The following is a 20,295-nucleotide window of genomic DNA, read 5'->3' as shown; positions in this document are numbered from 1 at the left end:
CCGTCCGGGCTCAGCGTGCATGCTCCTGGCTCACCTCCCGCGCTGAGCCAGGAGCCCCCGGGATCAGGTCACCTGATCCCGGGGCGACACCCGCCGGCGCGGGGAGCGGGCGAGCTGGCGGCTCTGCGCCACCAGCCGGCCGGTGGAGTCCCAGATCCGGTAGTCCTCGTCGACCCAGCCCCCGGCGATCTCGCTCGACCGGGCCTCGACCAGGCACCAGCCCGGCGCCGGCAGCGCCCGGACCAGCACCTGCAGCTGCACCGTCGGCGCCCAGCCCAGGTCGCCCAGCGCGAAGCTGGTCGGCGGCAGCGCGTCGGCGAAGGTGAGCAGGGCCAGCGGGTCGGGGTCCCGGCCGTCGGTGAAGCGCATCCAGGCCCGCAGCACCGGCTCCCCCGACGGCCGGCCGACCGCCCAGCCGGCGGTGGCGGGGTCCAGCCGGGTGTCCACCCGCAGCGAGAGCCCGGGCACCTGCACGCCGGGCGGGGCGAGCTCCCGGTGCTCGGCCACCGAGGAGCACTGCTCGGGCGACGGCGCCTCGGGGGCGGGGTGGCGGTACTCGGGCTCGTCGGTGCCCAGGGTCGCCGTCGTCACCTGCACGGTGAGCGCCGGGCCGGTCGCGTCGGCGAGGGTGACCCCCGCGTGGGCCAGCGTCCGGCCGGCCGGACCGGGGACGACGGTCAGCGTGGCCGGGCCGGCGGCCGGGGCGCGGAGGTAGCTGGCCGACACCGCGACCGGGTGCGGGTGCGGGCTGTCCAGCAGCGCGGCCCGGGCCGCCACCGAGAGCAGGTACCCGCCGTTGAGGATGCCGCCGCCGACGTCCCAGCCCGGGTCGAGCGCGGCGACCAGGCCGCCGCCCTCGGTGCGGGTCACGGCGGTCGCGGCGTCGAAGGCGGGGAGGTCGGTCTGCGGCACGGAGGACAGGGTGCCAGGCTCAGCCGACCGGCCAGCCGGTCACCCGCTCGTAGCGCGGCTCGGGCCCCAGGTGGCTGCGCCAGAGCACCACCTCGGTGACCGGCCACACCGGTCCGCGGTGGCCGGTCAGCCGGTCGAGCAGGTCGCCGTCGGCGTCCCGGCCGGCGCGCCAGCGACCCAGCGTGAGGTGCGCCCGGAACGGCCGGTCCGCCACGGGCAGGTCCACCGCGTGGGCGGCGGCGACCAGCCGGACCGCCAGCGCGGTGAGCTCCGCGACGTCGCCGGCCAGCCCGGCCCAGCAGACCGTGGGCCGGCGCCGCGACCCGAACCGCCCCGCGCCGGACAGCTGCAGCGACATCGGCGGGGCGCCGGTCACCGCCGGCGCCACGGCGGCGCTGAACGGCGCGAGCGAGGCGGCCGGCACGTCGCCGAGGAACAGCAGCGTCACGTGCCAGCGGGACGGCGGGGTCCAGCACGGCGCGCCGGGCGCGTCGCGCAGCGGCACGAGGGCGCGGTCCAGGTCGGCCACCGCGTCCGGCGGCGGGTCGACGGCGAGGAACAGCCGGCCGGCCGACGCGGTCAGTCGCCCACCACGAGGCCGGCCGCCTCCAGCATCGCCAGCAGCCGCATCCGCTCCAGCTCCCGGGTGCCGGGCGGCTCGGTGGCCAGCTGGTTCGGCACGTCGAGCAGCTCGGCGGCCTCGATCAGCACGTCGTCGTAGGCGGCCAGCAGCCCGCGGCGCCGGGCCATCGGCATGCCGCCGGGCACCATCGACAGCTCACGGGTCAGCCGTCGCACGTCGGCGGCGACCCGCTCGAGGGGCCGGCGCGGACGCACCGCGATCGGCTGCGACACCGGTGCGCCGGGCACCCGGCGACCGGCCGGGTGGTGCCAGGCGGCCGGACGGCGCTGGGCCGGCGGCCGGGGTGGCTCGACCGGGGCAGGCGGCTCCTCGACCAGCTCCGGGGCGGGCTGCCGGGGCTCGCTGGTGGCCCAGCGGAGCAGCAGGACGACCAGCGTCACCAGGGCGGCCAGCAGCAGGACGACGGCAGCGATGAGCGGCAACGACGTCCCGACGTCCGCGGAGACCGACCCTGCTGAGGGCACGTGTCTGACGTTACGTCTGTCGACGCCTGGTGACAACGTGAACGCTCACAGCGACTAGATCAACGCCCTGCATCGCGCGCGACCTGCTCCCCCGGCACCTCGCCGTCGGCCTCGTCGGCGAGCCCGGCCACCCGGGACGGGGGCCGGCCGGCGGCCACGTGCAGGTGCGCGCTCGGCGGGACGACGTGCAGCTCGAGCCGCACCCGGCGGCCCCGGGCGAGCAGCGCACCGGCGACCACGGCGGCCGCGACGACGACCAGCCCGCCGGCGATGAACCCCCAGCGGGCGCCCAGGTGCTCGGACACCCAGCCGATCAGCGGTGCCCCCACCGGGGTGCCGCCCATGAAGCACATGAAGTACAGCGCGAGGATGCGGCCGCGCATCTGCGGGTCGACGCCGAGCTGGACGAAGCTGTTGCAGGCCACGCTGAACACCAGGGCGGCCGCGCCGGTCGGCACCAGCAGGACGGCGAACGAGGTCTCCTCCGGCATCAGCCCGGCCACCACCAGGAGCACGCCGAAGGCGCCGGAGGAGACGACCAGGAACCGCTGCAGCGGCCGGGTGCTGCGCCGGGTCGACAGCAGCGCACCGGACAGCGAGCCGACGGCGTAGCAGGTGGACAGGAACCCGAAGGCCGCCGCCCCGAGCCCGTACTCCTCCCGGGCCATCAGCGCGATGGTGATCTGGGTGTTGAAGCCGAAGGTGCCGGCGACGAAGGCCAGGCCCATCGCCAGCATCAGGTCGGGGTGGCGCCGGGTGTACCCGAGCGCCTCCCGCAGCTGCCCCCGCGACCGGGACGCCGGTGGGCTGCGGCGCAGCTCGCTGCCGCGCATGGCCAGCAGCGCGGTGATGGTGACCGCGAAGCTGGCGGCGTTGACGAGGAAGGCCGGGGCGGTGTCCCCGCCGGACACGCCGATCACCGAGCCGGCCACCGCCGGGCCGACCAGCCGGGCGCCGTTGAAGACGGTGGAGTTCAGGCTGACGGCGTTGGCCAGCCGGTCGGGCCCGACCATCTCCGAGACGAACGACTGGCGCACCGGCATGTCCAGCGACGACGCGACACCGAGCGCGGCGGCGAGCACGTAGACGTGCCACAGGGCGATGGCGTCGGAGAGCACCAGCAGGCCGAGCCCGAGGGCCAGCGCGCCCATGACCGCCTGGGTGACCACCAGCACCCGGCGCTTGTCGTAGCGGTCGGCGAGGACGCCGCCGTAGAAGCTGAACAGCAGCGTGGGCGCGAACTGCAGCGCGGTGGTGATGCCGAGCGCGACGCCGCTGCCCCCGGACAGCTGGAGCACCAGCCAGTCCTGGCCGATCCGCTGCATCCAGGTGCCGGTGAGGCTGACCAGGTTCGCCGAGGCGTAGAGCCGGAAGTTGCGGACGCGGAGGGCGGCGAACACAGCCCCCTTGCGCGGCGACGTTGCCTCAGCCGTGTGCCTCACCCACTGGCGAGCTTGTCCATGATCACCGCGGCCTCCCGCAGGACGGCGCGCTCCTCGGCGCTGAGCTCGTGCAGCTGACCGGACAGCCACGCCTCGCGGGCGCGCCCTTCCTCGGTCAGCAGGTGCTCCGCGGCCGGGGTGAGGTCGATGACCACCTGCCGGCCGTCGGTCGGGTGCGGCGTGCGGGTGACCAGCCCCTTGCCCTCGAGCGCGACGACCACCCGGGTCATCGACGGCGGCTGGACCCGCTCGTGGGCGGCCAGCTCCCCCGGGCTCATCGCCCCGTGCCGCTTGAGGGTGGACAACGCCGCCAGGTGGGTCAGCGTCACCGACGTGTCGACCCGCTGGTTGCGCAGCCGCCGCGAGAACCGCATGACCGCCAGCCGCAGGTCATGGGCGAGCGCCGCGGTGTCCAGCGTCGTCCGTGCCACCCGCCCACCCTAACCGAGATGGAAAGCCTGCCTAACGACCCGGACGGTCAGACCAGCTGCTGGATCGGGTCCAGGGCGAAGTAGACGACGAAGACCGCGGCCACGACCCACATCAGCGGGTGCACGTCGCGGGCCCGCCCCACCGCGACCCGCAGCAGCACGAAGCTGACGACGCCGGCCCCGATGCCGTTGGTGATCGAGTAGGTGAAGGGCATCAGCGCGATGGTGAGGAAGGCCGGGATGACCAGCGACATGTCGTCCCAGGCGAGGTCGCGGATCTGGCTGATCAGCATGGCGCCGACGATCACCAGCACCGGCGCGGCGGCCTCGGAGGGCACCACCTGCACCAGCGGGGTGAAGAAGGCCGCGACCAGGAAGAACAGGCCGGTGACCACGCTGGCGAGCCCGGTGCGGGCACCGTCGCCCACGCCCGCGGCGCTCTCGATGTAGGTGGTGTTGGACGAGACGCTGGAGGCACCGCCGGCCGCGGCGGCGATCGAGTCGACCAGCAGCACCGGCTGCGAGCGGGGCAGGTTCCGGTCCTCGTCGAGCAGGTCGCCCTCCGCGCCGACGGCGGTGACCGTGCCGACGGTGTCGAAGAAGTCCGCGATCATGATCGAGAAGACGATGAGGACGGCGGCGATGACGCCGATCCGCTCGAACCCGCCGAACAGCGAGAAGTTGCCGATCAGCGAGAGGTCCGGCAGCCCGAACCAGTCGTCGGGCCACGAGGGCACCTGCAGCGCCCAGCCGCGCGGGTTGGCCTCGGTGCCGTCGGCGCCGGTGCGCGGCCCGATCCCGGCGATGGCCTCCACGACGATCGCGAAGACGGTGGTGGCCACGATCCCGATCAGCAGCGCGCCGCGGACCTTGCGCACCACGAGCACGCTGGTCAGCAGCAGGCCGACGACGAAGGTGAGCATCGGCCAGCCGGCCAGCGCGCCGCCGACCCCGAAGCTGATCAACGGCGCCCCGGGCCGGATGACCCCGGCGTCGGCGAGCCCGATGATGGTCAGGAAGAAGCCGATGCCCACGGCGATGGAGATCTTCAGCTGCGCCGGGATCGCCTCGAAGACCGCCCGGCGGAAGCCGGTGAGCACCAGCAGCGTGATGAGCAGGCCCTCCAGCACGACCAGGCCCATGATCTCCGACCAGGACAGCTGGGTCGCGGCGTAGACGGCGACGATCGCGTTGATGCCCAGACCGGTCGCCAGCGCGAACGGGTACCTGCCCACGATGCCCATCGCGATGGTCAGGACGCCGGCGACGAACGCGGTGACCGCGGCGACCGAGGCGAAGGGCAGCGTGTCGCCGTTCACGTCGGCGCCGGACAGGATGATCGGGTTCAGCACCACGATGTAGGCCATCGTGAAGAAGGTGGTCAGCCCGCCGCGCACCTCCCGCCCGAACGTGGAGCGGCGCTCGCTGACCTCGAAGTACCGGTCCACCCCGTTCGTCGGGCGCACCTTCGGCCCGGGGCTGCGCCGGGGCGCCGCGGCGGTGGCCGGCTGCCCCGTCGTCCCCACCGCGGTGCTGCCGGTGCCCTTCGCGGGCGAGCGGGTGGGACGTGACCTGTCGGGCATGGCGGACCCCCGGGGGACGGCGACCGGGGCGGCAAGCCAGGGTCGACGTCCCGGCGGTCCGCCCGGTGCAGGTGGCAACGAGCGGCGACAGCGTGCCACACCGCAGCGGCCTGGCGGGCCGACCGCCGCCCCGACCAGCGGTGCAGCCGCCTATCGTCGGCACGTGCCCGCGCCCACCCGCCCCTCACCGCCGCCCCTGCGAGTCGACACCGCCCGGGTCGTCCTGGTCGGGATCGGGCTGTGGGCGGCCGCCCTCGTGGTGCTGCTGGTGCTCGGCGACAGGGTGGACCGGGTGTGGACCTGGACCTGCGTCGCCGCGATCGTGCTGGCCGTCCTCGGCCTGGCGCTCATGCGCTGGCAGGGCCAGCTCCCGCGCGACTGAGCCACTGCGCGCGGGTGGTCGCGTACTCCACCTCACCCAGCTCGGTGCCGGGCAGCGGGTCGGCCTGGTCGAGGTGGGACGTCCGCACGTGGGTCATCCCGAGCGCGGCCATGGTGGCCCGCGACGCGGCGTTGACCGCCATCGTCTCGGCGAAGACGCGCGCCAGGCCCAGGTCGGCGAAGCCGTGCCGGAGCAACTCGCGGGCGCCCTCGGACGCCAGTCCCTGCCGCCAGTGCCGGCGGAGCAGCCGGTAGCCGAGTTCGGCCTGCCCGGCGACGGGCCCCTGGTCGGGACGCTCGGGCGGCTCGAGGATGAACCACCCGACGAAGGCCCCGTCCACCAGCGCGGCCCAGAAGCCCAGCCCCGGGACGACGTGCGCCACCGCGAGACGGCGCCGGTGCCGCTCGACCACCTCGGCCCGGGTGCTCGCCCGGCCGGTGAGGTACCGCATCACCTCGGGGTCGGAGTCCAGCTCGACCTCGGCCTCGAGGTGCTCGTCGCCGAGCGGCACCAGCTCGATCCGACGGGTGCGGAGCACGGCCTGGGCGCCCACCGGCTCAGATGACGTCGAAGTCCGCGGTGTCGTAGCGCGCCGTCCGGGTGACCTCGGCGGGATCGCCCTCGGTGCGCTCCAGGCTGGCCTGGCTGTGCGCCCCGCAGCCGTAGTCGGCGGTCACCACGTGCCCGTCGGCCGGCGAGTACCCGTTGGCACAGGCGCCCAGCGACAGCCGCAGCGAGCCGGCCAGCGGCAGGTAGAAGCCGCAGGTCGCGCAGGGGCCGGGGGCGTGCCGGGCCATCGCCGACCGGGGGCCGAACTCGCTGTCCCGCCACCGCTCGGCGGTCTCGCGGCGGCCCTCCACCGACAGCACCCGCTCGCGGCCGATGCCGATCTCCTCCGCGACGACCCGACCGGCCGGGTCCTCGGCGGAGTCGTCGTCGGCCAGGTAGCTGGGCACCAGCCGCGGGTCGTCCTCGGTGGAGGGCAGCACGTCGCCGACGGACAGGTCACCGGGGCGCAGCCGCTCGTGCCAGGGCACCCAGGCCGGGGCGAGCAGGGCGGCGTCGCCAGGGAGGAGGACCACCTCGTCCAGGGTGACGGCGTCCTCGCCGGGCACCCGGGCCAGCGTCACCGCCCAGTGCCAGCCCAGGTAGCCCGGGAGCGTCGCGGCGAAGGAGTGGGTGGCGACCGTGCCCAGCGACGGGTCGGCCGCCTCGGCCAGCACCTCGGCGGTCACGCCCAGGTGCTCCCCCACGACGGCGGGGTCACCGGCGGTCTCGACGGCTGCGGCGCGGGCCTGCTCGACCGCCGCGGCCAGCACGTCGTCCGGGGAGGAGCCATGGGCAGCGGAGAACGCGGAGTCGGACACGCGCCCATTGTCGCGGATGGCACCGCGGAACGGGCGGGCGCGCCCCCGGAGTGCTGGTCGGCCGGGTCCTCAGGCGGCTGCGGCACCATGGGCGGCGTGTCCGACTCCCCCGCGCCGCGCGCCCGCCGGCGCCTGCGGTCCGGCCGGGCGGCGGACCCGGGGCCGGAGACCACGCCGATGGGCGTGCGCCGCCTGCAGACCCGGCCGCTGCCGGTGGCCGGTGCCCGCGCCCCGGACGACGCGACGCCGACCGGGCCGCGCTCCGGCCTGCCGCCGACCGCACCCGGGCTCGGCGACCGACCGCCGCGGGTGACGGTCACCCGGGTGGCCGCCTCGCGCACCCGGGAGCTCAGCGGCGCCGCGGTCCGCCGGGTGCGGGCCTACGGCCGCGCCGACGGCGCCGACGCGAGCGGGCTGACCGGGCTGTTCTGGGTCAACGCCCTGCACATGGCCGGCGACGCGATGATCGCCGTGTCGCTGGCCGGCACGCTCTTCTTCGCCGCGGCCGCCGACGCCCAGCGCGGCAACGTGGCCCTGTACCTGCTGGTGACGATGGCGCCGTTCGCGCTGGTCGCCCCGGTGATCGGGCCGGCCCTGGACCGGTTGCAGCGCGGCCGCCGCTGGGCGCTCGCCGGCAGCCTGGGCGGCCGGGCGGCGCTGGCGCTGCTGATGGCCGCCCACCACGACGACGCGCTGCTCTACCCCGCGGCCCTGGGCGTGCTGGTGCTGAGCAAGGCGTTCAACGTGCTGCGGGCCGCCGTCGTCCCGCGGGTGCTGCCCCCGGCGCTGTCGCTCACCTCGGCCAACGCCCGGCTGTCGGTGTTCGGGCTGGCCGCCGGGGGCGTGCTGGGCGCCGTCGGCGCGGGCCTCGCCGCCCTCCTCGGGTTCGGCTGGGAGCTCGGGGCGACCGCCGCGGTGTTCGCCGGGGCCGCCGTCCTCGCCGTCCGGCTGCCCGCGCACGTCGACGTCCCGGGCGACGAGGAGCCGGCCGACGTGCTGCGCACCGCGCCGCTGACCCTGCCCGGCAGCCGGCGCCGGGCGACCACGCCGCACGTGGTGACCGCGCTGCGGGCGACCGCGGCGCTCCGTGGGCTCAGCGGCTTCCTGACGATCTTCTCCGCGTTCCTGGTGCAGGCCACCGTCGAGGGCGGCTGGGCCTCGACGGTCGCCCTCGGCGGCATCGCCGCGGCGGCGGGGGCCGGCAGCTTCCTCGGCACCGGCATCGGCGCCCGGCTGCGCACGACCAGCCCGGACCGGGTGGTGCTGGCCGCCGCGGGCGCCGCCGCGGCGATCACCGCGGTGGCGGCCTTCGCCTTCAGCCTGTGGACCGCCGCGCTGGTCGCCGGGGTCGCGGCCGTGGCCAACGCGCTGGGCAAGGCCGCGCTCGACGCGATCGTCCAGCGCGAGGTGCCCGACAGCCTGCGGGCCTCGGCGTTCGCGCGGTCGGAGACCTGGCTCCAGCTGGCCTGGGTGCTCGGCGGCGCGCTGGCCATCGCGCTGCCCACCGTCGGCTGGCTGGGCTTCACCGTCGCCGCGGCGCTGCTGGTGCTCGCCGTCGGCCTCACGCTCTGGAGCCTGCGCACCCGCCGGGCCGTGCGCACCACCGACCGGGAGGCAGGGACGTGAACGGGGCTGGACGGGCGTCGGCGGGGGTGGCGCTGCTCGCCGCGCTGGGGGTGCTCACCGGGTGCGGCGACGCGGGCGACGACAAGGAGGTCGTGCCGACGCTGGCCGTGCGGGCCGGCGGCGACGAGATCACCGCGGACGCCACCCAGTACTGCCTGGACGGCGACGGGCAGCGCTTCCAGACCTCGGCGCCGATCATCGAGGTCGCCCCGGACACCACCATCGAGCTGACCGTGTCCGAGGCGGTCGCCGCGGCCGGCTGGAGCGTGCAGGTCTTCGACGAAGAGCTGCAGCAGATCCTCGGCGAGGTCGACGTCCCGGCGGGTGAGTCGACGTTCAGCGAGATCACGTCGTCCGACGTCGCCCCGCCGACCTTCTACCTCGTGGTGGTCGAGACCGCCGACCCCGACGCGTGCAGCGGCCTGTCCGGCGCCTGGCCGGTCGGCTTCATCCGCGCCGGCGGCTGAGCGCCCCGCTCAGCCCTCGAGGTCGGCGGCCACCGCGCGCAGCACCGAGCCGACCTTGCGGCCGGTCGCCTTGTCCGGGTGCCGGCCGTGCCGCAGCCCCTCGGACACGCCGTCGAGCAGCGTGATCAGGTCCTCGATGATCGGCACCAGGTCGTCGGGCTTCTTGCGGGTCGCCGCCACCACCGAGGGCAGCGGGTCGAGCACCTGGACCTGCAGCGCCTGGTCGCCGCGGCGGCCGGCCACGATGCCGAACTCGACGCGCTGACCGGGCTTGAGCTCCGCGGTGCCGGCCGGCAGCGCGTCCTTGTGCACGTACACGTCCGGGCCGCCCTCGCGGGCCAGGAAACCGAAGCCCTTCGCCGGGTCGAACCACTTCACCTTGCCGCTGGGCACGTCGATCCCTCGGTCCGTCGTCCACTCACCCGGCCGTCCCGGCCGGGGTGCCGCCCGGGTGCCCGGCGGCGCTCCTCCCAGGTTAGACGGCGCGTCGCACCTGCGGCCGCGCCTCTCCCCCGACGGACGGCGCCCCTACGCTGACCGCCGTGTCGTCGCAGGAGGTGCCGCCGTCCCCGCAGGGGCACCCGGACTACCGGTTCAGCCTGGCCAACGAGCGCACCCTGCTGGCCTGGCTGCGGACGGCGCTGGCGCTGGTCGCCGGTGGGGTGGCGATGACCCAGTTCGTGCCCGAGCTGGGCGTGCCCGCCGGCGGCCCGGTCGTCTCCCTCGGCCTGCTGCTCGGAGGCCTGGGCACCGCACTGGCCGGGCACCGCCGCTACGTCCGCAACGAGCGGGCGATCGCGGCGGACCAGCCGCTGCCGGCGAGCGCCCTCACGGGGTGGGTCACCGGGCTGGTCGCTGCAGTGGTGCTCGCGCTGCTGGTGCTGGTGGTCGTGGAGGTCGTCCGCCGGTGAGCAGCCCCGGCGGCACCCAGCCGGCCCGGACCGCGCTGGCCTGGCAGCGCACCGGCCTGGGCGTGCTGCTGGTGGCCGGGCTGCTGGCCCGGGCCGCTGCCGAGCGCGGCGACCTGCGGCTGGTCGCACCCGCCGCCGTCGTGGCGGTGGCCGGGCTGGTGGTGCTGGGGCTGCTCGCGCCGCGCCGGCAACGGGAGACCGAGCGGGCGGCCCGCACCGGCGCGGACGGTCGCGCCCCGCGGGCGACGGTGCAGGTGACCGGTCTGGTCGTCCTGGTCGCCGCCTGCGCACTGGCCGGGGAGCTGCTGCAGCGGACCTGACCCGCGCGCGGCCCCGTCGCAGGGGCCCGCGGCGAGCCTGCGAGCCGTGGGGGGCGACGGGGCCCTCCCTCAGGCGTTGCGGACGGCGGCGGCCGCCTCCAGGCCCAGCTCGGTCACCGACACCTCGCGCATCTCCACCTTGCGGACCTTGCCGGTCACCGTCATCGGGAACGCGTCGACCACCTTCACGTACCGGGGCACCTTGTAGTGGGCGAGCTTGCCGGCGCAGAAGGCCCGCAGCGCCTCGGCGGTGAGCGGCTCGGCGCCGTCGCGCAGCCGCACCCAGGCCATCAACTCCTCGCCGTAGCGCTCGTCCGGGACGCCGATGACCTGCGCGTCCACGACGTCCGGGTGGGTGTACAGGAACTCCTCGACCTCGCGCGGGTACACGTTCTCCCCGCCGCGGATGACCATGTCCTTGATCCGGCCGACGATGTTGAGGTAGCCGTCGGCGTCCATCACCGCCAGGTCGCCGGTGTGCATCCAGCGGGCCGCGTCCAGCACCTCGGCGGTCTTCTCCGGCTCCTCCCAGTAGCCGAGCATCACCGAGTAGCCGCGGGTGCAGAACTCCCCGGTCTCCCCGCGCGGCACGGTCAGCCCGGTCTCCGGGTTGACCACCTTCACCTCGAGGTGCGGGTGCACCCGGCCGACGGTGGAGGTACGGCGGTCCAGGTCGTCGTCGGCGCCGGTCTGGGTGGACACCGGCGAGGTCTCGGTCATCCCGTAGCAGATGGTCACCTCGGTCATGCCCATCTCGTCGACCACCCGCTTCATCACCTCGACCGGGCACGGCGAGCCGGCCATGATGCCGGTGCGCAGGCTGGACAGGTCGTAGTCGGCGAAGCCGGGCAGCGCGAGTTCGGCGATGAACATGGTCGGGACGCCGTACAGCGAGGTGCACCGCTCGTCCTGCACCGCCTGCAGGGTGAGCGCGGGGTCGAAGCCGGGCGCCGGGATGACCATCGTCGCGCCGTGCGAGGTGCAGCCGAGGTTGCCCATGCCCATGCCGAAGCAGTGGTAGTAGGGCACCGGGATGCAGACCCGGTCGGCCTCGGTGTAGCCGCAGCCCTCGCCCACGAAGAAGCCGTTGTTGAGCAGGTTGTGGTGGGTGAGCGTGGCGCCCTTGGGGAAGCCCGTCGTCCCGGACGTGTACTGGATGTTGATCGGGTCGTCCGGGCTCAGCTGGGCCGCCCGCTCGGCCAGCAGGGCGTGGTCGGCGGCCCGGCCGTCGGCCATCAGCTGCTCCCACCGCGGGTCGCCGAGGAAGACGACGGTGCGCAGCGCGGGGCAGTCCGCCCGCACCTCCTCGACCATCGCCCGGTAGTCGCTGGTCCGGAACTCCGGCGCGGCGACCAGCACCGAGATGCCCGCCTGCTGCAGCACGTAGGCGAGCTCGTGGGTGCGGTAGGCGGGGTTGATGTTGACCAGGACGGCGCCCAGCTTCGCCGTCCCGTACTGCACGAAGACCCACTCGGCGCAGTTCGGCGCCCAGATGCCGACCCGGTCGCCCTTGGCGACCCCGAGCGCGTCGAGGCCGAGCGCGCAGGCGTCCACCTCGGCGACCAGCTCGGGGTAGCTCCAGCGGCGGCCCGAGGCGCACTCCACCAGCGCCTCGTGGTCACCCACCCGCGCTGCCGTCCGATCGAGGTCCGCCCCGATCGTGTCGCCCAGCAGGGGCACCGTGGAGGTGCCGCTGCTGTAGGACGGCAGCGCAGGTGGGGTCACCGGTCCTCGCCCGCCATCAGGCCGGCGCGGTTGGGGCGGTCGGTCGGGTGGGCGTAACGCAGCCGCTCCGGCGGGAGCGGGAAGGCGTGGTCCTCACCGAACGGGGAGAGGCCACCGGCCATCTCGCTGATGAGCTCGGTGACCGGCGGGCCGTCCCCCTCGGACACCCCCCAGGTCGGCTCGACCAGGTGGGCGTGCTTGTCCTTGCGCTTCGACATCGAGCCTCCATCAGCGGTGCGGTCCCGGGCCGGCTCCCCGGGGTGCCTCCCCGCCATCTTCCCGCGTCCGGCCGGTGAGATGCACGTCGCACTCCCCGACGTGTCGTCCGGCCAGGTCAGCGGCGTCCGGCGACCCGGGCCCCGTAGAGCGTCCCGGCCCCGTCGGCGGTGAGCACCCACTCCTGCCGGCCGACCTCGGCGTACCGGACGTCGGCGCCGTTGAGCTGCTGCACCGCGCGGGTGCGCCACACCGCGGTGGACACCAGTCGCAGCCGCAGCGGGTCGTCGGTGAACTCGTCGAAGCCCAGCGGCTCGACCTGCAGCACCGCCGGTCCCGCGATCCGCAGCACGCCGGTGCGCCACTCGGTGCGGGCCAGCCCCGCCGTCCAGCGCCGGACGCGCAGCAGCGAGCCGAGGCCGGCCAGGCCGACGGCGACCCCGCCGGCCACCAGGGCCACGACCATCAGCCCGGCGAACGGCGGCCGGGTGCCACCGCTGTCGACGATCCGGACGACGGCCGCGCCGAGCAGCACGCCCAGGACGACGGCCACCACCCCGCCGCCGAGCCAGCGCAGCGCCCCGGCGCGGAGGGCGTCGACGGCGGTGCGGGTCTGCGGGTCGTCGAGGGCGGGCACGCCGGGATGGTCCCAGACGGCCCGGTCCACCGGCCGCCGGAGCAGCGCGCACCGGAGCCGTCGTAACGTGGACCGGATGTCTCCGGACCAGCCCGCCACGCTCGCCGCCTGGCTGCGCACCCGCACCGACGAGCAGCTGGGCGCCCTCCTGGCGGCCCGGCCCGACGTCGCGCGCCCCGCCCCCTCCGACGTGGTGGGGCTGGCGACCCGGCTGGCCGTGCCGGTCTCGGTCGACCGCGCGCTGGACGAGCTGGACGCCGCCACGCTGCAGGTGCTCGACGCGGTGCTGCTCTCCCCCACCGACGGCGTCGCCCGCGCCGACCTGCCCGGGCTGCTGCCCGGCGTCCCCGTCGAGGTGGTCGACGCGGCGGTCGAGACGCTGGCCACCCGGGCGCTGCTGTGGGGTGACGAGGAGCTGCACGCACCCGAGCCGGTGCGCCGGGCCGTCCGCTACCCGGCCGGCCTCGGCCGGCGCGCCAGCGACCTGCGGGTGCCCCTCCCCCGCGACCTGCCCGCCGTCCTCGCCGAGCTGGCCCCGGACGAGCGCACCGTGCTGGAACGGCTGGCCGGCGACCGGCCGGTCGGCCACCTGCCCGACAGCACGGCCGGCTCGCTGAGCCCGGCCCGGCGGCTGCTGCAGGCCGGCCTGCTGGCCCGGATCGACGCGGTCAACGTGGAGCTGCCCCGGGAGATCGGGCTGGCGCTGCGCGGCGACCAGCCGTTCGGCCCGCCGCGGCTGCGCCCCGAGCCGGAGGTCCGCACCGCCGACCCGGCGCTGGTCGACCGGCGGGCGGCCGGGGCGGCGCTGGAGGTGATCAGCCGGGTCACCGAGGTGCTCACCGCGCTGGCCGCCGAGCCGGCCGGCCTGCTGCGCAGCGGCGGCCTCGGGGTGCGCGACCAGAAGCGGCTGGCCAAGGAGCTCGGCATCGGCGAGGCCGACGTCGCCTTCCTCGTCGAGGTGGCGCACGCCGCCGGACTGCTGGACGTCGGGGGCGCCCAGCGCGACGAGTGGCTGCCCACCCGGGGCTACGACGCCTGGCGCGAGCAGGACCTGCCCGACCGGTGGGCCGTGCTGGCCGGCGGCTGGCTGACCAGCGTGCGGCTGATCTCGCTGGTCGGGCAGCGAGACGTGGCCGGCAAGGCGGTCAACGTGCTGTCGCCCGACGTCGTCCGGCAGACCGCGCCGGTGCTGCGCCGCTCGGCGCTGTCCGTGCTCGCCGAGTACCCGCCGGGCCGCGGCCTGGTCGCCCCGGAGCTGGTCGCGCTGCTGCGCTGGCGCACGCCCCGGCGGGCCGACCGGCTGAGCCCCGTGCCGGACCTGCTGGCCGAGGCCGAGCGGCTGGGCATCGCGATCAACGGGGTGCTCGGCAGCGGCGGCCGGGGGCTGCTGGCCGGCGGTGAGGACGGCGCGTCCGACGGCATGCGCGGCCTGCTCCCCGAGCCGGTCGACCACGTGCTTGCCCAGCCCGACCTGTCGCTGATCGCGCCGGGCCCGCTGGTCGCCGAGCTGGCCGGCACGCTCGCGCTCGTCGCCGACGTGGAGTCCTCCGGCGGCGCGACGGTCTACCGGGTCACCGAGGCCAGCATCCGGCGGTCGCTGGACGCCGGCTGGTCGGCCACCGACCTGCACGGCTTCTTCACCCGGGCCTCCCGCACGCCGGTGCCGCAGGCGCTGGAGTACCTGGTCGACGACGTCGCCCGCCAGCACGGCCGGCTGCGGGTGGGCGCGATCGAGTGCTACGTGCGCTCCGACGACCACGGGCTGGTCTCCCAGGTGCTCAGCGACCGGCGCACCGCCGGCGCCGAGCTGCGCCGGCTGGCGCCGGGCGTGCTGGTCAGCGGCCTGCCGCCGGAGGAGGTGCTGGCGGTGCTGCGCGGCGCCGGCTACGCACCGGCCGGCGAGTCGGCGGGCGGGGCGGTGCTGACCCGCCCCGCGGCACCCGCCCGGGCCGCCGGACGACGTCCCGCCGGCTCCGCCCCCAGCGGACCGCGGCCGCTGGCGCCGGAGGACGTCGCGGCGACCGTCCGGGAGATCCGGGCCGGCGACGCGGCGCTGGCCGCCCGCCGGACCGAACCGGTGCGCCAGATCCCGGGCGTGACCACCGCCAGCACCCTGGAGCTGCTCTCCCGCGCGGTCCGGGAGAGCCTGCCGGTCTGGCTGGGCTACGTCGACGCCCAGGGCAGCGGCAGCCAGCGGATCGTCCAGCCGGTCTCGCTCGTCGGCGGCTTCCTGCAGGGGTTCGACGAGGGCCGCGGGGAGAACCGGACCTTCGCCGTCCACCGGATCACCTCGGTCGCGCTGGTGGACGCCGACCACTCCTGAGGAGCAGCGCTCCGAACTCCCTTCCCGCCCGGTGATCAACGCGGGATGATCTTCGGCCGAGGCGGTGTTGGGCGGACCAGTTGGTGCGCGCAACCAGAACCGGGAAGGGGTCCCGGACGTCCACTGGGGCGGCGCCGCAGGTCAGGAGCGTGGGAGATGGGGAAGCGGACGGTCGCCGACCGGTTGGCCGAGGCACTGGGTGCCGTGCTGGGCACGACGGAGCTGCCGGTGCGGCTGCGCGGCTGGGACGGCTCGATCGCCGGGCCGGCGGGTGCGCCCGTGGTCGCGATCAGGTCGCGGCGGGCGCTGCGCCGGATGCTCTGGTCGCCGGGGCAGCTGGGCCTGGGCCGGGCGTACGTCGCCGGGGAGATCGACATGGAGGACGACGTCTTCGCGACGTTCACCGCGCTGCGCACCGGCGGCCGGCTGAACCAGGAGACCCGGCCGGCCGAGACGACGTGGCGGGAACGGCTGGCCCTGCTGGGCACCGCCCTGCGGCTGGGCGCCATCGGGCCGGAGCCGGCACCGCCGGCCGAGGAGGCGCCGTTGGGCCGCGGCCACCGGCACTCCCGGGCCCGGGACGCCGCGGCGATCTCGCACCACTACGACGTCGGCAACGACTTCTACGAGCTCGTGCTGGGCCCGTCGATGGTCTACTCCTGCGCGGTCTGGGAGACCCCGGAGGTCGGGTTGGAGGCCGCCCAGGAGGCCAAGCTCGACCTGGTCTGCCGCAAGCTCGGGCTGACGCCGGGCGCCCGGCTGCTCGACGTCGGCTGCGGGTGGGGCTCGATGGCCATCCACGCGGCGCAGCGCTACGGCGCCGACGTCGTCGGGATCACGCTGTCGGAGGAACAGGCGCGGATGGCCCGCAAGCGGGTCGCCGAGGCCGGCCTGACCGACAAGGTCGACATCCGGGTGCAGGACTACCGCGCCGTGGACGACGGGCCGTTCGACGCGATCAGCTCGATCGGCATGGCGGAGCACGTGGGCCGCGCCCAGATGCCCGGCTACGTGGCCCAGCTCGACCGGCTGCTGCGCCCCGGCGGGCGGCTGCTCAACCACGCGATCAACTGGAACGCCGGGAAGTCGGTGTGGAACCCGGACACCTTCATCAGCCGCTACGTCTTCCCGGACGGCGAGCTGCTGAACCTGGGCGAGATGGTGGGGCTGCTGGAGTCCCGCGAGCGCGAGGTGCTCGACGTGGAGGCGCTGCGGCAGCACTACGCGCTGACCCTGCGGGCGTGGGTGGCCAACCTGGAGGCCAACTGGGACGCCGCCGTCGCCGCCAGCAGCGAGGGACGCGCCCGGGTGTGGCGGCTGTACATGGCCGCCTGCGCGCTGACCTTCGAGGCCGGCGACATGGGCGTGAACCAGGTGCTGCTGCAGAAGACCGGCGGCGAGCAGCCCCCGCTGCGCCGCACCGCCTGGACCTGACCCCACCACACCCCGGAGATGGCCATCTCCGTCGTCCCAGCCAGGGGCGAAGATGGCCATCTTCGCCCCTCCCGGACGGGGCGGAGATGGCCATCTTCGGGGTCCCGGCCCGGACGGCGGGCTGAGGTCGGGGGCACACCGTCGTCCGGAAGGGGACGTCGTCCGGCGGCGTTAACCTGGACAGTCCGGCGCGGAGTCCGCGCCCGAGCCCCCGAACAGAGGATGCGCGTGAGCGACGGCCCACTGATCGTCCAGTCCGACAAGACGCTGCTGCTCGAGGTCGACCACCCGCTGTCCAAGGAGTGCCGGGCGGCCATCGCCCCGTTCGCCGAGCTGGAGCGCTCGCCGGAGCACGTGCACACCTACCGGGTGACGCCGCTGGCGCTGTGGAACGCGCGCGCCGCCGGGCACGACGCCGAGCAGGTCGTCGACGCGCTGGTGCGCTTCTCGCGCTACCCGGTGCCGCACGCGCTGCTGGTCGACATCGCCGACACCATGGACCGCTACGGCCGGCTCACCCTGGCCAACAACCCGGTGCACGGCCTGGTGCTCACCAGCACCGACCGGGCCGTGCTGGAGGAGGTCGTCCGCAGCAAGCGGGTGGCCCCGATGCTCGGCGCGCGGATCGACGCCGACTCGATCGTCGTGCACGCCTCCGAGCGCGGCCGGCTCAAGCAGGCGCTGCTCAAGATCGGCTGGCCGGCCGAGGACCTCGCCGGCTACGTCGACGGCCAGGCGCACCCGATCGAGCTGGCCCAGGACGACTGGCACCTGCGCGACTACCAGCAGGAGGCCGTCGACGGCTTCTGGGCCGGCGGCTCGGGCGTCGTCGTGCTGCCCTGCGGCGCCGGCAAGACGCTGGTCGGCGCCGCGGCGATGGCCGAGGCCAAGGCCACCACGCTGATCCTGGTCACCAACACCGTCTCCGGCCGGCAGTGGAAGCGCGAGCTGATCGCGCGCACGTCGCTGACGGAGGAGGAGATCGGCGAGTACTCCGGGGAGCGCAAGGAGATCCGGCCGGTCACCATCGCGACCTACCAGGTGATCACCACCCGCCGGAAGGGCGAGTACCGGCACCTGGACCTCTTCGACGCCCAGGACTGGGGCCTGATCGTCTACGACGAGGTCCACCTGCTCCCCGCGCCGATCTTCCGGCTCACCGCCGACCTGCAGTCCCGCCGCCGGCTCGGGCTGACCGCGACGCTGGTCCGCGAGGACGGCCGGGAGGACGACGTCTTCTCGCTGATCGGGCCCAAGCGCTACGACGCGCCGTGGCGCGACATCGAGGCGCAGGGCTACATCGCGCCGGCCGAGTGCGTCGAGGTCCGGGTCAGCCTGGACGACGAGGAGCGGATGACCTACGCGGTCGCCGAGCCCGAGGAGCGCTACCGGATCGCGGCGACCGCCCAGTCGAAGCTGCCGGTGATCCGCCGGGTGCTCGACCGGCACCCGGACGAGCAGAAGCTGGTGATCGGCGCCTACCTCGACCAGCTCGACGAGCTCGGCGTCGCGCTGGACGCCCCGGTGATCCAGGGGTCGACGACGAACAAGGAGCGGGAGCGGCTGTTCCAGGCGTTCCGCACCGGCGAGATCAAGACCCTCGTCGTCTCCAAGGTCGCCAACTTCTCCATCGACCTGCCGGAGGCCGCCGTCGCGGTGCAGGTCTCGGGCACCTTCGGGTCCCGGCAGGAGGAGGCCCAGCGGCTCGGCCGGGTGCTCCGCCCCAAGGCCGACGGCCGGCAGGCGCACTTCTACACGGTCGTCTCCCGCGACACCCTGGACAGCGAGTACGCCGCCCACCGGCAGCGGTTCCTGGCTGAGCAGGGCTACGCGTACACGATCGTCGACGCCGCCGACCTGGCCGGCCCGGGCGAGGTCAACGGCCCGGACTGGGTGGACGAGCCCGCCGACTAGGAGGACCCCCTCGCCCCCCAGCCCTCGCTCCGCTCGGGCCGGGCGCCTGCGAGGGGGCCGGTCACGGCCTCAGGGCGCGGCCCAACCGGGCCATGCCCTCGGTGATCCGGTCCGGGGTGTTGGTGGTGAACGACAGCCGGAGCGTGGCGCGGTCCGGTGGGCCGGCGTGGAACGGGGCGCCGGGCACGAACGCGACGTCGTGCGCCAGCGCCGTCCGCAGCAGGTCGGCGGTGTCCGCTCCCCCGGGCAGCCGCGCCCAGACGAACATCCCGCCGTCCGGGTCGCTCCACGTGCTGCCGGCCGGCAGCGCGGCGGGCAGCGCCGCCACCATCGCGTCCCGGCGCGCGGCGTAGGCGGTGCAGAGCCCGCGCACGTGCGCGTCGAGGTCGGCCGCACCGAGGTAGGCGGCCGCCGCGGCCTGGTCGACGGTCGAGGTGTGCAGGTCGGCGGCCTGCTTGGCCACCGTGAGCGCACGCCGCAGCTCGGCCGGGGCGCGCAGCCAGCCCAGCCGCATCCCCGGCGCCACCACCTTGGAGAAGCTGCCCAGGTGGACCACCCGGTCCGCCGCACCCGGCTGCGCGGCCAGCGCCGGGACGGGCGTGCCGCGGTAGCGGAGCTCGCCGTACGGGTCGTCCTCGACCACCCAGGTGCCGTACCGGGCAGCGAGCCCGGCGACGGCCGCCCGGCGCTCCGCCGTCAGCGTGCGGCCGGTCGGGTTGGCGAAGGTCGGGACCAGGTAGAGCAGCGTCACCCGCTCCCGCGCCAGGACGTCGGCCAGGTCGTCGGGGTCGATGCCGTCGTCGTCGGAGGCCACCGGGACGACGCGGGCACCGGCGAGCTGGAAGCACTGCAGCGCCGCGAGGTAGGTGGGCTCCTCGACCGCGACGACGGCGCCCGGGTCGAGCAGCGCCGTCGCCAGCAGCGTGAGCGCCTGCTGCGAGCCGGTGGTGACGAGCAGGTCGTCGGGGCCGGTCGGGAGACCGCGGTCGGTCATCCGCCGCGCCACGAGGGTGCGCAGGTCGCGGTCGCCCTCGGTCGGCGCGTACTGCAGGTGCCGGCGGCCGGCCCCGGTCGACAGCACCGCGTCGAAGGCGGCGCGGATACCGTCGAGGTCGAACAGCTCGGGGGCCGGCAGCCCGCCGGCGAAGGAGATGACCTCCGGCCGGTCGAGCAGCGCGAGCAGGTCGCGGACCGGTGAGCTGGCGACGCCGCGGAGGCGCTGGGCGAGGGCCGGGGTGGAGGCGAGGGACGAGGGCACGGGAGGGCTCCAGGAGGCAGCTGCTCGACGACGAGGGGCGGCGCTGGAGGGCGGCTGGGTGTGCCGCGGCGTCCGCGCCGGGAGGGCCTCCTGGTCGAGAGGCCGGGTCGATCTTACGGGGCTGCGGCGCCCCCGCGGGACGGCTGGGCGGGACGGGGACCAAGGGACGTGACGAGACGGTCCGGCACGGGCATGACGAGCACCACAGCCACCGCGCCGATCGGGCATCTCCCCAGGTCA

General features: G+C 75.7%; 21 protein-coding genes. 8 read left to right on the top strand and 13 right to left on the bottom strand.

Going from position 1 to position 20,295, the window contains the following annotated elements; all coding sequences use genetic code 11:
• Positions 1–63: 63 nt before the first annotated feature.
• Genes HL054_RS19250 through HL054_RS19225 form a run of 6 tightly spaced genes read right to left on the bottom strand, consistent with a single transcriptional unit; the run spans position 64 to position 5,475 of the window.
• Complete coding sequence (locus tag HL054_RS19250) at positions 64–912, bottom strand: thioesterase family protein (RefSeq protein ID WP_369140689.1); 849 nt, start codon at positions 910–912, stop codon at positions 64–66.
• Between the two features lie 19 nt (positions 913–931).
• Positions 932–1,474 carry an RNA 2',3'-cyclic phosphodiesterase gene (gene thpR, locus HL054_RS19245; RefSeq protein WP_369140746.1) on the bottom strand — a complete coding sequence of 181 codons (543 nt, stop codon included), beginning with the start codon at positions 1,472–1,474 and terminating at the stop codon, positions 932–934.
• Between the two features lie 17 nt (positions 1,475–1,491).
• On the bottom strand, positions 1,492–2,019 hold the full coding sequence (locus HL054_RS19240) for a hypothetical protein (protein ID WP_369140688.1): 528 nt from the start codon (positions 2,017–2,019) through the stop codon (positions 1,492–1,494).
• A 59-nt stretch (positions 2,020–2,078) separates the two neighbouring features.
• On the bottom strand, positions 2,079–3,419 hold the full coding sequence (locus tag HL054_RS19235) for an MFS transporter (protein ID WP_369140687.1): 1,341 nt from the start codon (positions 3,417–3,419) through the stop codon (positions 2,079–2,081).
• 38 nt (positions 3,420–3,457) lie between these two features.
• Positions 3,458–3,892, bottom strand: a complete 435-nt coding sequence (locus tag HL054_RS19230) for a MarR family winged helix-turn-helix transcriptional regulator (protein WP_369140685.1) — start codon at positions 3,890–3,892, stop codon at positions 3,458–3,460.
• A gap of 47 nt (positions 3,893–3,939) precedes the next feature.
• A complete protein-coding gene (locus tag HL054_RS19225; protein ID WP_369140683.1) occupies positions 3,940–5,475 on the bottom strand; it encodes an NCS2 family permease in 1,536 nt (511 codons plus the stop codon).
• A gap of 163 nt (positions 5,476–5,638) precedes the next feature.
• Here HL054_RS19225 and HL054_RS19220 point away from each other — a divergent pair, with 163 nt between their 5' ends.
• Positions 5,639–5,857, top strand: a complete 219-nt coding sequence (locus HL054_RS19220; RefSeq protein WP_369140682.1) for a DUF2530 domain-containing protein — start codon at positions 5,639–5,641, stop codon at positions 5,855–5,857.
• On the opposite strand, the gene HL054_RS19215 is transcribed toward HL054_RS19220, so the two are convergent.
• Both HL054_RS19215 and HL054_RS19210 read right to left on the bottom strand, forming a co-directional pair.
• Positions 5,823–6,410 carry a GNAT family N-acetyltransferase gene (locus HL054_RS19215; RefSeq protein ID WP_369140681.1) on the bottom strand — a complete coding sequence of 196 codons (588 nt, stop codon included), beginning with the start codon at positions 6,408–6,410 and terminating at the stop codon, positions 5,823–5,825. The two genes, HL054_RS19220 and HL054_RS19215, sit on opposite strands and share 35 nt — an antisense overlap.
• A gap of 4 nt (positions 6,411–6,414) precedes the next feature.
• Positions 6,415–7,224 (bottom strand): DUF3027 domain-containing protein, encoded by an 810-nt coding sequence (locus HL054_RS19210; RefSeq protein ID WP_369140680.1) that lies wholly within the window; start codon positions 7,222–7,224, stop codon positions 6,415–6,417.
• A gap of 96 nt (positions 7,225–7,320) precedes the next feature.
• On the opposite strand from HL054_RS19210, the gene HL054_RS19205 reads away from it, so the two are divergent.
• Both HL054_RS19205 and HL054_RS19200 read left to right on the top strand, forming a co-directional pair.
• Positions 7,321–8,850 carry an MFS transporter gene (locus HL054_RS19205; protein ID WP_369140679.1) on the top strand — a complete coding sequence of 510 codons (1,530 nt, stop codon included), beginning with the start codon at positions 7,321–7,323 and terminating at the stop codon, positions 8,848–8,850.
• Complete coding sequence (locus HL054_RS19200) at positions 8,847–9,317, top strand: DUF2771 domain-containing protein (RefSeq protein WP_369140678.1); 471 nt, start codon at positions 8,847–8,849, stop codon at positions 9,315–9,317. The genes HL054_RS19205 and HL054_RS19200 overlap by 4 nt, the downstream gene beginning before the upstream one ends.
• A gap of 9 nt (positions 9,318–9,326) precedes the next feature.
• Here the strand turns inward: HL054_RS19200 and HL054_RS22355 are convergent, their stop codons facing one another.
• A complete protein-coding gene (locus HL054_RS22355; protein ID WP_440347957.1) occupies positions 9,327–9,710 on the bottom strand; it encodes a cold-shock protein in 384 nt (127 codons plus the stop codon).
• A gap of 149 nt (positions 9,711–9,859) precedes the next feature.
• Here HL054_RS22355 and HL054_RS19190 point away from each other — a divergent pair, with 149 nt between their 5' ends.
• Together HL054_RS19190 and HL054_RS19185 are read left to right on the top strand one after the other, a co-directional pair.
• On the top strand, positions 9,860–10,228 hold the full coding sequence (locus HL054_RS19190) for a YidH family protein (protein ID WP_369140677.1): 369 nt from the start codon (positions 9,860–9,862) through the stop codon (positions 10,226–10,228).
• Positions 10,225–10,548 (top strand): DUF202 domain-containing protein, encoded by a 324-nt coding sequence (locus HL054_RS19185; protein WP_369140676.1) that lies wholly within the window; start codon positions 10,225–10,227, stop codon positions 10,546–10,548. Before HL054_RS19190 ends, HL054_RS19185 begins: the two co-directional genes overlap by 4 nt.
• 69 nt (positions 10,549–10,617) lie before the next feature.
• On the opposite strand, the gene HL054_RS19180 is transcribed toward HL054_RS19185, so the two are convergent.
• From HL054_RS19180 to HL054_RS19170, 3 genes are all read right to left on the bottom strand, one after another.
• Positions 10,618–12,273, bottom strand: a complete 1,656-nt coding sequence (locus tag HL054_RS19180; protein ID WP_369140675.1) for an AMP-binding protein — start codon at positions 12,271–12,273, stop codon at positions 10,618–10,620.
• Positions 12,270–12,491 (bottom strand): hypothetical protein, encoded by a 222-nt coding sequence (locus tag HL054_RS19175; RefSeq protein WP_369140674.1) that lies wholly within the window; start codon positions 12,489–12,491, stop codon positions 12,270–12,272. The genes HL054_RS19180 and HL054_RS19175 overlap by 4 nt, the downstream gene beginning before the upstream one ends.
• 116 nt (positions 12,492–12,607) lie before the next feature.
• A complete protein-coding gene (locus HL054_RS19170) occupies positions 12,608–13,126 on the bottom strand; it encodes a hypothetical protein (protein ID WP_369140672.1) in 519 nt (172 codons plus the stop codon).
• 76 nt (positions 13,127–13,202) lie between these two features.
• Here HL054_RS19170 and HL054_RS19165 point away from each other — a divergent pair, with 76 nt between their 5' ends.
• The 3 genes from HL054_RS19165 to HL054_RS19155 all read left to right on the top strand — a co-directional run bounded on the left by HL054_RS19165 (position 13,203) and on the right by HL054_RS19155 (position 18,797).
• Entirely contained in the window at positions 13,203–15,449 is a 2,247-nt protein-coding gene (locus HL054_RS19165; protein WP_369140671.1) for a helicase C-terminal domain-containing protein, read from the top strand.
• A gap of 156 nt (positions 15,450–15,605) precedes the next feature.
• Positions 15,606–16,883, top strand: a complete 1,278-nt coding sequence (locus HL054_RS19160) for a class I SAM-dependent methyltransferase (RefSeq protein WP_369140670.1) — start codon at positions 15,606–15,608, stop codon at positions 16,881–16,883.
• 228 nt (positions 16,884–17,111) lie between these two features.
• Positions 17,112–18,797 (top strand): DNA repair helicase XPB, encoded by a 1,686-nt coding sequence (locus HL054_RS19155; protein WP_369140669.1) that lies wholly within the window; start codon positions 17,112–17,114, stop codon positions 18,795–18,797.
• 61 nt (positions 18,798–18,858) lie between these two features.
• Here the strand turns inward: HL054_RS19155 and HL054_RS19150 are convergent, their stop codons facing one another.
• Complete coding sequence (locus HL054_RS19150; protein WP_369140668.1) at positions 18,859–20,055, bottom strand: aminotransferase-like domain-containing protein; 1,197 nt, start codon at positions 20,053–20,055, stop codon at positions 18,859–18,861.
• Between the last annotated feature and the right edge of the window lie 240 nt (positions 20,056–20,295).

The organism is Modestobacter versicolor (assembly GCF_041028285.1).
GTDB classification, from domain to species: Bacteria; Actinomycetota; Actinomycetes; order Mycobacteriales; family Geodermatophilaceae; genus Modestobacter; species Modestobacter versicolor_A.
The sequence above is the reverse complement of the archived record's forward strand: the minus strand, read 5'-3'. Positions and strand labels throughout refer to the sequence as shown.